Source organism: Allosphingosinicella sp. (assembly GCF_035626655.1).
In the GTDB taxonomy this organism is placed as follows: domain Bacteria; phylum Pseudomonadota; class Alphaproteobacteria; order Sphingomonadales; family Sphingomonadaceae; genus Allosphingosinicella.
This window is the reverse complement of sequence record NZ_DASPNF010000019.1, coordinates 44,406-56,742: the sequence shown is the minus strand read 5'-3', so window position 1 is coordinate 56,742 and position 12,337 is coordinate 44,406. Positions and strand designations below refer to the sequence as shown.

Annotated in this window: 13 protein-coding genes; 7 read left to right on the top strand and 6 right to left on the bottom strand. The window is 69.6% G+C overall.

The window, feature by feature from the left end; genetic code table 11:
- Nucleotides 1–40: 40 nt before the first annotated feature.
- Nucleotides 41–244 (top strand): hypothetical protein, encoded by a 204-nt coding sequence (locus tag VEC11_RS14945; protein ID WP_464133112.1) that lies wholly within the window; start codon nt 41–43, stop codon nt 242–244.
- A 38-nt stretch (nt 245–282) separates the two neighbouring features.
- Here the strand turns inward: VEC11_RS14945 and VEC11_RS14940 are convergent, their stop codons facing one another.
- Nucleotides 283–1,767, bottom strand: a complete 1,485-nt coding sequence (locus tag VEC11_RS14940) for a class I adenylate-forming enzyme family protein (protein WP_464133107.1) — start codon at nt 1,765–1,767, stop codon at nt 283–285.
- Nucleotides 1,764–2,387 (bottom strand): TetR/AcrR family transcriptional regulator, encoded by a 624-nt coding sequence (locus VEC11_RS14935; RefSeq protein WP_464133103.1) that lies wholly within the window; start codon nt 2,385–2,387, stop codon nt 1,764–1,766. The genes VEC11_RS14940 and VEC11_RS14935 overlap by 4 nt, the downstream gene beginning before the upstream one ends.
- Before the next feature lie 111 nt (nt 2,388–2,498).
- Here VEC11_RS14935 and VEC11_RS14930 point away from each other — a divergent pair, with 111 nt between their 5' ends.
- The gene (locus VEC11_RS14930) at nt 2,499–3,212 is read left to right on the top strand and encodes a hypothetical protein (protein ID WP_464133097.1); all 714 of its coding nucleotides are present in this window, start codon (nt 2,499–2,501) and stop codon (nt 3,210–3,212) included.
- A gap of 11 nt (nt 3,213–3,223) precedes the next feature.
- A complete protein-coding gene (locus tag VEC11_RS14925; protein ID WP_464133091.1) occupies nt 3,224–3,574 on the top strand; it encodes an SH3 domain-containing protein in 351 nt (116 codons plus the stop codon).
- Nucleotides 3,575–3,614: 40 nt separating this feature from the next.
- Here the strand turns inward: VEC11_RS14925 and VEC11_RS14920 are convergent, their stop codons facing one another.
- Nucleotides 3,615–6,872 (bottom strand): amidohydrolase family protein, encoded by a 3,258-nt coding sequence (locus VEC11_RS14920; RefSeq protein WP_464133087.1) that lies wholly within the window; start codon nt 6,870–6,872, stop codon nt 3,615–3,617.
- Nucleotides 6,873–6,981: 109 nt separating this feature from the next.
- On the opposite strand from VEC11_RS14920, the gene VEC11_RS14915 reads away from it, so the two are divergent.
- Nucleotides 6,982–7,446 carry a hypothetical protein gene (locus VEC11_RS14915; RefSeq protein ID WP_464133082.1) on the top strand — a complete coding sequence of 155 codons (465 nt, stop codon included), beginning with the start codon at nt 6,982–6,984 and terminating at the stop codon, nt 7,444–7,446.
- Between the two features lie 4 nt (nt 7,447–7,450).
- On the opposite strand, the gene VEC11_RS14910 is transcribed toward VEC11_RS14915, so the two are convergent.
- Nucleotides 7,451–9,517: an NAD(+) synthase gene (locus tag VEC11_RS14910; RefSeq protein WP_464133077.1), complete on the bottom strand. Its 2,067-nt coding sequence runs from the start codon at nt 9,515–9,517 to the stop codon at nt 7,451–7,453.
- Nucleotides 9,518–10,021, bottom strand: coding sequence for a CinA family protein (locus VEC11_RS14905; RefSeq protein WP_464133796.1), 504 nt, complete (start codon nt 10,019–10,021; stop codon nt 9,518–9,520).
- Between the two features lie 152 nt (nt 10,022–10,173).
- Between VEC11_RS14905 and VEC11_RS14900 the strand changes: the two genes are divergently transcribed.
- The 3 genes from VEC11_RS14900 (at nt 10,174) to VEC11_RS14890 (ending at nt 12,012) form a co-directional block, all read left to right on the top strand.
- On the top strand, nt 10,174–10,467 hold the full coding sequence (locus VEC11_RS14900) for a hypothetical protein (RefSeq protein WP_464133071.1): 294 nt from the start codon (nt 10,174–10,176) through the stop codon (nt 10,465–10,467).
- An 80-nt stretch (nt 10,468–10,547) separates the two neighbouring features.
- Nucleotides 10,548–10,835 (top strand): PilZ domain-containing protein, encoded by a 288-nt coding sequence (locus VEC11_RS14895; protein ID WP_464133067.1) that lies wholly within the window; start codon nt 10,548–10,550, stop codon nt 10,833–10,835.
- A gap of 76 nt (nt 10,836–10,911) precedes the next feature.
- Complete coding sequence (locus VEC11_RS14890) at nt 10,912–12,012, top strand: hypothetical protein (RefSeq protein WP_464133063.1); 1,101 nt, start codon at nt 10,912–10,914, stop codon at nt 12,010–12,012.
- Here VEC11_RS14890 and VEC11_RS14885 read toward each other — a convergent pair.
- Entirely contained in the window at nt 12,009–12,179 is a 171-nt protein-coding gene (locus VEC11_RS14885; RefSeq protein WP_464133059.1) for a hypothetical protein, read from the bottom strand. The two genes, VEC11_RS14890 and VEC11_RS14885, sit on opposite strands and share 4 nt — an antisense overlap.
- Nucleotides 12,180–12,337 lie beyond the last annotated feature (158 nt).

The window sequence follows — 12,337 nt, the reverse complement described above, 5'->3', positions numbered from 1 at the left end:
AGCAATGCGGAAAATTGCCTTGTCCTTTATCGCGCTGGTTATGGCCCTGGCGATGCCGGTCATGCGGGCCGAGGCCCAGCAAACCTGTCAGCCAGGCATGGACTATATCGTCTACCAGCATGACGGTCCCCCGCCGGGCGGGCCGATCGTCGGCTATTATGTCGTGTGGTGCAACGGCAGTTCCCAGCTTTATGGCGCCTGGGGCACGCACGAGGACTTCCAATGGTGCGGGTGCCCGGCCTGACCGTCACGGGGCTCCTCCGCCCCCGGCGGGGGAGCCCCTCAGGCCAGCAGATGCTTCTGGATCTTGCCCGCGGAGGTGCGCGGGAATTCGGCGACGAAGTCGAAGCGGCGCGGCACCTTGTAGGGCGCCAGCCGGGCGCGGCAGAAGGCGTCGAGCGCCGCGCCGTCCGGGCGGGCGCCGTTCGGGGCGAGCTGGACGAAGGCGCGGCCGACCTCGCCCCATTTCGGGTCCGCCTCGGCCAGCACCGCCGCATCAAGGACGTCGGGATGGGCGGAAAGGACGTTCTCGACCTCGGCCGGATAGACATTCTCGCCGCCCGAGATGAACATCTCCTTCCGCCGCCCGGCGATCCAGTAAAAGCCGTCCGCGTCGCGCCGGGCCAGATCGCCCGAGCGCAGCCAGCCGTCGGCGGTGAAGGCGGCGCGCGTCGCCTCCTCGTTGCGCCAGTAGCCGGGCGTGATTCCGGGCCCGGCGAACTGCAGGTCGCCGACGGTGCCATCGGGCAGCGGCCGGTCCTGCTCGTCGACGATGCGGGCACTGCACAATAATTGCGGGGTGCCGACCGAGCCGATCCGCTCCCAGGCGTCGGCCGGGTCGACGAGGAAGGCGGTGGGCCCGGTCTCGGTCATGCCCATGCCGTTGCAGACGCGTACGCCGAGGTCGCGGCAGCGGACCGCCAGCGCATCGGGCAGCGGCGCGCCGCCGCAGCCCCAGTGGCGGACATGGCCCAGGGGCGCCGCCGCGAAGCGCGGATGGTCGAGCAGACTCTGATAGACGGTCGGCACGGCGAAGAGCGTGTCCAGCCGCCGCGCCTCCAGCAGCGCGATCATGGCGTCGCCGTCATAGCCATGCATGACGATCACCCGCCCGCCCGCGATCAGAGTGGGCAAGGCGTGGAGGTTGATCCCGGCGGTGTGGAAATTGGGCAGGAAGCTCAAGGTCGTGTCGGTCGAGGCGAGGCCGATGGCCGCGCCGATATTGACGTAGTTCGCGACGGCCATGCGGTAGGTGTAGATCACGCCCTTGGGCCGCCCGGTCGTGCCCGACGTATAGATCAGATACCAGGTCTCCGCGGCGGGCCAGAGTCCGCGCCAAGTCCCCGCCGGCGCGGCTTCGAGCGCCGCCGGATAGTCGCGGTCGAGATGCACGGCGGGCGGCGGCGCGGCGAGGCCGGCGGCGGCTTCTTCCTCCTCCGCGCCGTGGAACAGCAGGCTCGGCCCGGCATCCGCGATCAGGCCGTCCAGCTCCGCCGGCGGCATCCGCCAGTTGAGCGGCACCAGGATCGCGCCGAGCCTGGCGCAGCCGAACAGCAATTCGAAAAACTCGAGGCGGTTGCGGCTGAGGATCGCAACCCGGTCGCCCTTGCCGACGCCGCGCGCCGCCAGCAGCGCGGCGGCACGGGCGGCGCGCGCGTCCAGCGCGGCATAAGTGAGCGTCCGCCCCGTTGCTGCATCCTCGAGCGCGACCTTGTCTGCGCTCAGCGAGGCGCGCTTGGCGATCAAATCGGGGATGTCGACGATCATCCGGGCCGCCTCCGGAGCCCGTCCGATACCAGGTCGATGGCGCCGTCGGCGACCTCGGCGGGCGTCATGTCCTCGTTCCAGATGCCGTAGCGCATGCCGAGGAACACGCTCATCCCGATCAGGGCCCAGGCGCGCAGCTCGTCCGGCCCCTCGACGATCTGCCCCTTCGCCGCGGCGCCGGCGAGGCCCTCGCGATAGCCGTCGACGAAGGTCAGGTAATGCTCCCGGTAGACGTCCTCGGCGACGAACTGCGCCTCCTCGATGATCCGGTAGAGCTCGGGATGTTTGCGGGTGAAGGCGATGAAGGCCGCGAGCCCGATGCGCTCGGCCGCGAGCCGGTCCGGCGCGCCGCGCACCGCCTCGGCGACATGGGCGCGGGTCGCCTGGCTCATGTCGCGGACGAGGGCCCGGAACAATTCCTCCTTGCTCTCGAAATAGGTGTAGAAGGTGCCGAGCGCGACGCCGGCGCGCTGCGTGATGCCGGTGATCGCCGCCTCGTGGAACCCGCGCCGGCCGAATTCCTGCGCCGCCGCCTCCAGCAGCTTGCGCACGGTCCGTCGCCCGCGCTCCGTGCGCGGCGCCTTGTCCGCCGATACCGCGGCCTGGCCGAGATCGTTCATGCACCCCTCCGAAGCGGGAAATTGAACCGCCTTTCAACTCAGCGCAAGCGGCCTTTGAAAGCGCCTCGTTTTTCCCTTATTCATATTGGCCCGATTGCGGTGGAGGTGGTGATGCGACTCCTGACCTATCTGCTGCTTCCCGCTCTGGCCCTCGTCGCCGCCATGCCCGCGTCTGCGCAGACGCAGGATCCGATGCAGATCATCGCCGCCTTCCGCGAGGCGACCGGCGGTGCCGCCTGGGACGGAATGGAGGGCGTGCAGCGCACCGACACGCACAGCGGGAACACGGTGCTGACCTGGGTCGACCTTCGCCGCCCCGCCTTGCGGACGGAAAGCCAGGACAGCCAGGACCGGCATGTCGAAGCCTATAACGGGCGCGACGTCTGGTCGCGCGGCGGTCCGGTCGAGGGCGGCGTCGAGGTGAGTCGCGGCCTGCTCGATCAATATCAGGCGGCCACCGACGCCTTCATCGCCGCCCAGGGCTATTTCTTCCCGGACCGCTTCCCCTTCGCCGCGCGCTGGGTGCGCGAGGAGCGCGACGGCAGCGCCGTCCTCGACGTGGTCGAGCTGGCGCCCGACCGCGGCTTCGTGCGCGATTACTGGTTCGACCGGGCGAGCGGGCTGCTTGTCCGGATCACCGTCCCGGACGATCCCTATGCGACGCGAATCGAGCTGGGCGACTATCGCCCGGTCGGGCCGGTGCGCGTCGCCCACAGCCGGACCGTCCGGTCCTGGCGTGGCGGCGTGCTCGATCGCGGCCGGCTGCAGCGGCTCGAATTCCGGCCGATCCCGGCGCGGATGTTCGAGCCTGGCGCGGCACCCTGAGAGGAATGAGGATGAAGATGATTTGGGCCCGGTACCTGGTATTCTGTGCAGTGGCGCTGGCCGCCACGCCCGCGCAGGCGCAGCGGAATGGCTCGTCCGCCGCATTGAGCTGGCAAAACCCCATCGAGGCCGGCTCCTGGGGCGGCATCGTCCGCAACGGCCCGGGCCAGAGTCATGCCCGCCTCGCCTCGCTTCGTGAAGGCGAGCGAGTCACCCTGCTGGCCAATACCGGGGTGGTCTGGAACGACTATCCGTGGTTCCTGATCCGCTTCCGCGACGGCCAGCTCGGCTTCATGTGGGGCGGCATATTGTGCAGCCGCGGCCCGCAGGTCGAGGGGACCTACCAGCGCTGCGGACGCTAGGCGATCCTCTCCTGCACCTGCAGGGGAGGATCCTCAGGCCTCAGTCATCGTCATAACCGTTGCTCTCGGTCGCGGTAGTCGCCGCGGTCGCGCCCGGGCCGTCCACTTCCCAGAAATAAGGCTGGCGCTGGCGGTTGCCGGTGACGGTCTCGTTCAGCGTCGCGGCCTCGTAGAGCCGGCCGTTCAGCATCACCCGGTCGATCTGCTCGGTGTTGCGGATGTTCTGGGTGGGGTCGGCGTTCAGGATGACGAGATCGGCGAGCTTGCCCGGCTCCAGCGTGCCGAGATCGCGGAAGCCGTAGATCCGGGCCGCGTCCACGGTGCCGTGGCGCAGCGCCTGGACCGGCGTCGCACCGCCACGGACGAAGGACCAGAGCTCCCAATGCTCGGCCATGCCGGGCTGCTGGCCGTGGCCGCCGATCGAGACGCGCACGCCGCGCGCCGCCAGCCGCTCCGCCTCGCGGGCATTATATTGATCGACCCACTGGTCGGCAGGGGCGGTGCGGTTGCGCACCCGGCCGGCCAGCGCCGCGGGCGGCGTGTGGCGGGTGAGCAAAGGATGGTTCCAGACCTCGGTCGCCTGGCTCCAATAGGGATCGCCGGCAAGCCCGCCATAGGTGACGACCAGAGTCGGGTTGTAGCCGACCTGGGTCTGCGACCAGAGGCTGACCACGTCGTCATAGAGCCGGCGCTGCGGGATATTGTGCTCCAGCGTCGAATTGCCGTCCTGGATCAGGGTGATGTCCATCTGGAAGAGCGAGCCGCCTTCCGGAACGACCAGGATATTCTCGGCCCGGGCGGCGGCGGCGACCTGCTGGCGCTGGTTGCGGCGCGGCTGGTTGTAATTCTTGATCGAATGCGCGCCCTCCAGCCGCAGCCGGCGGACATGGCCCAACGCGTCGGCATAGGAATCGATCAGCGCGTAGCGACCCGGGCTGCGCGCGCCGTAGACGATCTCGCCCGAGGAATAGGTGCGTGGCGCGAGGATGATGCCGGCGCGCTGCATCTCGCTGGACGGGAAGATCTCCGAGGCCGCGCTCGACGGATCGTGGACCGTGGTGACGCCCATGGCGAGGTGGGCCATGGCCGACCAGTTCTGCTGCGGGATGATGTCGTCGTCGCCCTGGGCGCCATGGGCATGGCCGTCAATCAGCCCGGGGATGATGGTCTTGCCGGAGACGTCGACGGTGCGCGCGCCGGCCGGGATGGCGACCGAGGCACGCGGGCCGACCTGACGGATGCGGTTGCCCTCGATCAGGATCACCGCGTCGTCGATGATCCCGCCGGCCTCGTTGGCCATGGTGACGACGCGCGCGCCGACCAGGGCGGTCCAGCCGGTCGGCACGTCGGCGGGGACCGTGATGGCGAGCGACGTGCCCGTGGTCGGAGCGGTATAGGCCGGGCCGCCCGGGACCGGGGTCGCGCTGAACAGGGTGGGGCCCATCGTCCAGCTCAGCCGGTTGCCGGCCCATGCCGGATAATTGGCGCCGCCGGTGCTGACGCGCACCAGCGGCAGCTGCGAGGCGCGGGCCGACAGCTCGAGCATCCGGTTGGCGCCGAAGAAGGGCAGGGCATAGAGATTGTAATTCTCGCGGAAGGCGAGGGTGCGGCCGTCCGGCGACAGCTCATAGCCCGTCACCATCTCGCCCTGCGCATGGTCGCGCCGGTTGCCGCCATTGAGGTCCACGCTGACCAGCTTCAATTTCTGCTGCTCGTTGACCTCGACGAACAGCCGGTCGGAGGCGCTGCCGAATTGCGGGTTGCCGCCGTCGGCGAGGATGCGCGTCGCCGCGCCGCCATTGACGGGGATGCGGAAGATGCCGGTCTCGGCCGACCAGCGGTTGGAGGTCAGGCCCTGGCTGCCGCCCGCCTCGTAGACGATCAGCGCGCCGTCCGGCGAGAAGCGCGGGCGCCGGTAATGGCCCGGATTCTGCGTGACCGTGCGCATGTTCGAGCCGTCGGCATTGACCGTCCTGACCTCGCCGAGGCGGCGGTCGTTCCAGGAGACGAAGACGATCCGGCTGCCGTCGCGCGACCAGGAGGGGAAGAGCTGGAAGTCGCCATCCGGCGGGGTCACCTGGCGCGGCGTGCCGCCGGCCGTGTCGGTCAGGTAGAGCCGGCCCAAAGTCTCGAAGACGACGCGGCGGCCGTCGGGCGAGACGGCGGCGAAGCGCGGCATGCGGGTGGTGACGGTTGCGGGCGCGGCGTCCACCTCGGGCCGTGGCGGATCGATGACGACGCGGTTGTCGGCGACCCGAAAGGGGATTTCCGCGGCGGCGGAGCCGTCGCGGTTCACGCGCCGGATCTTGCCTCCGGCCCAGAACACGATGGCGTTGCTGTCGGGCGTCCAGGCCATGTTCGGATAGACGCCGTGCACCGCCCAGGTCTCCTGCAGGTCCTGGTCGAGATCGGCATAGACCTGGCGCTGCTCGCCCGAGCGCAGGTCGCGGACGAACAGCCGCGAATGGCCGCCGGTGCGGTGGACGAAGGCGAGCCAGCGGCCGTCGGGCGAGGGCGTCGGGCGGACGGCGCCGCCGGGCCCGCCGGCGATCGTGCTGCGCTCGCCCGTGTTCATGTCGAAGCGCTCGATCGCGAACACCTGCTGGTTCGAATCCTGCGCATATTCGAAGGTGTTGCCGGGGGTGGTGTTGCGGCTGAAATAGATGGCGCGGCCGCCCGGCGCGAAGGCCGGCTCGCCCAGCTCCTTCTGAAATTGCGGATTGGGCCGCTCGACCAAAGCGACGCCTTCGCCGACGCCGGAGACGTGATAGAGCCAGATCTCCCCCGTGCCGAGCGAGCGCTGCGTCGTGAAATGCTTGCGCGCGGCGATATACTGGCCGTCCGGGCTCCAGGTCGGCGCATTCAGGAGGCGGAAATTCTCCCGGGTGATCTGGCGGACGCCGGTGCCGTCGGCGTTCATCACCCAGATATTGTCGCCGCCCCCCCGGTCCGAAGTGAAGGCGATCAGCCGGCCGTCGGGCGAGAAGCGCGGCTGCATGTCGAAGGCGAGGCCCGAGCTGATCCGCCGCGGCGTGCCGCCGCCGATCGGCATGGTGTAGATGTCGCCGAGCAGGTCGAAGGCGATCGTCGACCCGTCCGGGCTGACGTCGACGTTCATCCAGGTGCCTTCGGTCACGTTGATCGGCACCTGCCTGAGCCGCTGCCCCGGCGGCGCGTTCACGTCCCAGGCCGGCGCATCATTGTTGCCGCCGCCCCGGCCGCCGCGCTGCTGGGCGATCGCGGCGGTCGCGGTGGTGGAAAGAAGCAAAGCGGAAAGCGCGGCAAGGCTGCGGAACATGAGCAGAGACCCCCTCAGGACTCGGACGAAGAGCGGGGTTGGTGCACTATCCGCGCAACACAGGCAAGGCGGTGTCGACGGGCGACCTGTGAGAGGCTAATCTCGCCTCATGAAGCGGTTCATTCTCGCCGCGCTCCCTGCAGCCGTCCTCCTGCTGCCAGGATCGGCGAGCGCCTGCGGCATTCATCCGGCCTATGCGCTCATTCACAGCGCCTTGCCCAACCCGCTTCCCGCCGGGACGGTCATCGCCGACGCAGAGATAGCCCCGGACGGCGCAGGACCGGCTCCCGTCCTCCACGCAACCTTTGCCCGGGTGCGGCGCATGATCCAGGGTGAGGCCGCGCCGATGCTCATCCTGCGCACTGGTCGTCCGAACAGCTGCAAGCATCCGCTCGCCAATGGTAGGACAGGCCTGATCATTGCCACTCCGGAGGGCCGTCAGGACGGCATCCCGGTCGTCAGGGCGATATTCGTGCATGCCAACGACGGCTTCCGGCTTCCGGATGGCTATCAGCTTCCTCCGCCCGGCCCGCCCTGTGAGCCTTCCGACGACGAAGTGTGCATCGTGGACTGAAGAGCTAGTCCCCGAACGCCGCCTTCAGTTCATCCAGCCACGGCCCCGCATTGCCGTCGCTCGGCGCGCGCCAGTCGCCGCGGGGCGAGAGCGCGCCGCCGGCCGAGACCTTGGGCGAATTGGGGATGGCGCTGCGCTTGTACTGGCTGAGCTGGAAGAAGCGGAACAGGAAGACCTCGAGCCATTTGCGGATCGTCGGCAAATCATATTGCCGCTTCAGCGCCTCGGGATAATCGAGCGGCCAGAGCCCGGCCCCCGCATCCTTCCACGCCTCGTGCGCCAGGAAGGCGACCTTGGAGGGCGGCTGGCCGTGGCGCAGGATGTGCCAGAGGAAGAAATCGTGCAGCTCGTAGGGGCCGATCCGGTCCTCGGTCGACTGCATGCCGCTCTCGCCGTCGGCGGGGATCAGCTCGGGCGAGATCTTGGTGTCGAGGATTGCCTGCAGCACGCGGTTGGTGGCCTCGTCGAACTGGCCGGTCTTGATCACCCATCGGATCAGATACTGGATCAGGGTCTTCGGCACGCCGGCATTGACGCCATAATGGCTCATCTGGTCGCCGACTCCGTAGGTGGACCAGCCCAGGGCGATCTCCGAAAGGTCGCCCGTGCCGACGACGAAGCCGCCGCGCTGGTTGGCGAGGCGGAAGAGATAGTCGGTCCTCAGGCCCGCCTGCACATTCTCGAAGGTGATGTCGTAGACCGGCTCGCCGCTGGCGAAGGGATGGCCCATGTCGCCGAGCATCTGCGTGGCCGCCGGGCGGATGTCGATCTCCTCGCCGGTGATGCCGAGCGCGTTCATCAGCAGCCAGGCATTGCCCTTGGTCTGCTCGCCGGTCGCGAAGCCCGGCATGGTGAAGCCGAGGATCGTCGAGCGCGGCAGGCCGAGCGTGTCGCAGGCCTTGGCGGCGACGATCAAAGCGTGGGTGGAATCGAGCCCGCCCGAGACGCCGATGACGAGATGCGTGCCGCTCGTCGCCTCGAAGCGGCGGACCAGGCCCTGCACCTGGATGTTGAAGGCCTCGTAGCAATCCAGGTCGAGCTGCTCGGGCCGGTTCGGGACGTAGGGGAAGCGGCGGAGGGTGCGCGCGAAGCCGATCTCGGCCATGGCCGGCTTGTGCTCGAACCAGCAGGTGCGGAAGCGGCGCTCGGGATGGCCTTCGAGCCGGGCATTGTCGTGGAAGGTGCCGAAGCGCATCCGCTCGAGCCGCAGCTTCTGCACGTCGATGTCGGCGATGGCGAGCTCGGAGCCGCGGTCGAACCGGCTGGTCTCGGCGAGCAATTCGCCCAGCTCGTAGATCGAGCCCTGCCCGTCCCAGGCGAGGTCGGTCGTGCTCTCCCCCGGGCCCGAGGCGGAGAAGACATAGGCGGCGGCACAGCGCGCCGCATGGCTCGCGCAGAGCAGTTTGCGCTCGTCCGCCTTGCCGATCGTGATGTTGGAGGCGGAGAGGTTGGTGAGAATCAGGGCCCCGGCCAGCGCGCCCAGGGTCGAGGGCGGCTGCGGCGCCCAGAAATCCTCGCAAATCTCGATATGGAAGATGAAGTCCCGGAGGTCCTCGGCGGCGAAGAGCAGGTCGGTGCCGAAGGGCACCACCTGGCCGGCAATCTCCGCCTTCAGCCCCTCCAGCCCGGCGCCGCTCGCGAACCAGCGTTTCTCGTAATATTCGCGGTAATTGGGGAGGAAGATCTTCGGCACGGCGCCGAGGATCGTGCCGCGCGCGATGGCGAGCGCGCAATTAAAGAGCCGGCCGTTCCGCCGCACCGGGGCGCCGACCAGCAGCACCGTCCCGAGTTCCGCCGTTTCCGCGGCGAGCCGCCTGATCCCCGCCTCGACCGCTTCGAGGAAGGCGTCCTGAAGAAACAGGTCATCGACAGCGTAGGAGGAGAGGTTGAGCTCCGGGAAGACGGCGAGGTCGACGCCCTTCGCGTCCGCCTCGCGGGCCAGGGCGATCGTCTCCTCGACGTTGAACGCCACGTCGCCGGCCGAGGCGCGCGGACTCGCCGCGGCGACGCGCACGAAGCCGTGGCGGTGGATCGCCCCGAACGGCGGTTTCGTGCTTTCCGCCTCACTCATTTACAGCATCTCCGTCATCATCCCGACCGCGACCTCCAGCGCCGCGATCCGCGTGGCGCCCCGGCCGACCGGGCCGAAATGCGCCTCGCGATGCGCCGTTATACGTCCGTTCCGTGCGCAGGCGAAATGAACGAGCCCGGGCTCCTCGCCCGTATCGGCGAAGCCGGTGATCGCCAAGGCGATATTCGCGCGGCTGCGGGACAAGGCGCCCTCCGCCATCGCCACAGCGACCTCCTTCGAGACCGCCCCCCTCGCCGCGATCAGGGCGGCGGGGACGCCGAGCATCTCCGTCTTGGCCTCCTCGCTATAGGTGACGAAGCCGCGGTCGAAGGCATGGGCGACGCCCTGCACGTCGGTCAGCAGGCTGGCCAGCATCCCGCCCGTGCAGCTCTCCGCCGTGGCCAGCACCAGCTCGCGCTCGCAGGCCTTGGCGAGCAGCCGCCGGGTCGCTTCCTCCAGCGCATTGGGCAGGACCGGGGAAAGGGTTTCGGTCTCGCTCAAGATTCCTCCTGATCTCGTTGAAACAGGCGGAACCGGCTCCCGCTCCGGTTGTTCCACTTGCGCAATCAGGAGCTGGCGTCATGCCGACCAAAACCCCCCGTCGCCCGGCCGCCGCGCCGCGCGAAACCGAAACACGAGACGAAAGCGAGCCTCTCATGAAGTGGAACCGCAAGACCGGGATCATCGCCGCCGGCGCGGCCGCCGTCGTCGGCCTCGGCGCCGCCTTGTTCGTCCGCCGCCGCTGGCGCCGCGACGAGGAAGAGGTGCCGGCCCCCGCCACCGCCCGCGGCAAGACTGCGCCCGGCCCGGTCGGCCAGTCCGGCGCCGCCCGCTCGGCCGGCCCCGAGGCGATGCGCGACCCGCCCAGGGACTGGGAGAAGGTCGATCAGGCCGTGGACGAGAGCTTCCCGGCGAGCGATCCGCCGGCGGTCAGCCCGCACGTCGATTGAAGCGAATTATCCACAGGTCATCGCAAAGACTTCGGTAAGGTTTCGGGCGCATTCTCCCCTGGCTTGGGGGAGGGAATGCGATGGCGTCAGCCGCCCAGATCATCGAGCCGGAAGCGGACCGCCGCAGCGAGCCGCGCCTGGCCTGCGCCGGCGAGGAGTCGGTGCTGGTTTTCCGCGGCGCCTCCTATCCGGCGCCCGTGCTCAACATCTCCTCGCGCGGCACGATGATCGAAAGCGACATCAGCCCCCGGCTCGGCGAGAGCGTGATGATCCATTTCGCGGGCTGCAGCCCGATCTACGCCTTCGTCCGCTGGGCGAAGGACGGCCGCGTCGGCCTCAATTTCGGCTGCGAGCTGATCGTCGGCTGAGCCCGGCCGTGCCGGCCCGCACTTGATCCCGGTCCCGCGCCGGTCCACACCCCGGCGCTGACCAGAGGATCATCGTATGCGTCTCGCTCCTTTGCTTTGCGCCACCGCGCTCGCGCTCGTCGCCGTCACCGCCGCCGCGCAGGGCGACGCCCCGCCCGCCGGCAACGGCCTCAACGGCCTGTCGGAAGCGCTGGAAGGGCTGAGCGACAACAACGCGCAGGCGGCCGAGCCGCCGCCGGCCGAACCCGCCGCCAACAGCCAGGAGGCAGTGGTGAGCGAGCCGGCGACCGCGGCCCCCGCCGAGGCCCAGCCCGCCCCGCAGGAAACCCAGCCTGCCGCCGAGCAACCCCCGGCGCAGGATCCCGCACCGCCGCCACCGCCACCGCCTCCACCGCCCCCTGCGCGGCCGCCGATCGTGATGCCGCCCGAGCCGCTGACCCGCGCCCAGCTCGCCGAGCTGCAGGCCGCGGCCACGCGCGGGCGCCTGCTCGGCATGATCGAGCGGGCGGGCCGGGCCGGCACGCAGGACATGCTGAGCCACGTCTCCAATCCCGACGGCGCGGGAATCAGCGGCTGGATCGCCGAGGCCGAGGGCAACGGCACCTCCGTCACCTTCTATGCCGACACCGACGCCGGCCCGGTCATTGTCTACCGGGTGACGTTCAACGGCGGCCGCGCGGTCGACCGCGACATCCACCTCGCCGGCACGCGGCCGGCGCTCAATCCGCTTCAGGCGCGCATGGCCGCGGCCCGCGCCGTCGCCGCGCGGCAGGAGCACCGGCCCTGCGGCGCCGACCAGTTCAACTATTTCGTGGTGCCGCCGCTCACCCCGGACGGCCCGGTCGACGTCTACCAGATCAGCCCGCAGACGCAGCGCAACGTCTACCCGCTCGGCGGCCATTTCCGCACGTCGGTCGCGGCGGACGGCAGCGTCGTCGCCACCCGCGGCTATACCAATGCCTGCGTCAGCGCGACGGTCACGGATCCGCCGGCCGGCGCGCGGCCCGCGCCGATCGCGGTCACCCATCTGATGGACCCGCTGCCGCAGGACATCCATCCCTTCCTCTCGGCCTGGACCGGCCATCCGCTGCTGGTGGTGGCCGGCGATCCGCAGCGGCTGTTCGCGGTCACCCCGGAGGGCATTGCCGAGGTGCCGCGGAGCGGCCCCGGGCGCTAGTCGCCCCGGTCGCCCTCATTGCGGGGCTTCTTCGTCCCGGCATGCTGGCGCACGTCCCGGCTCAGCGAGGCGCCGACGTCGTCGGACTCGCCGAACGTCCCGTCCTCGTTGCGCCGCTGGAAGCGTTTGTCGCCCTTGTGGGGCTCGATCAGTTCGCGCTGGCTCATCATCTTCTCCTTTCCCGCCGCCAACGGCTGAGGAGTCGGAACGATCCTGTTAACATACATCATATTCAGTTACTTAGCTGGAACGAGCACCGTTTCCTCTCGTTTGTCAGCCATCCCGTTCACCCGGACGGGCAGCAACGCAAGACAAACGAGGAAGC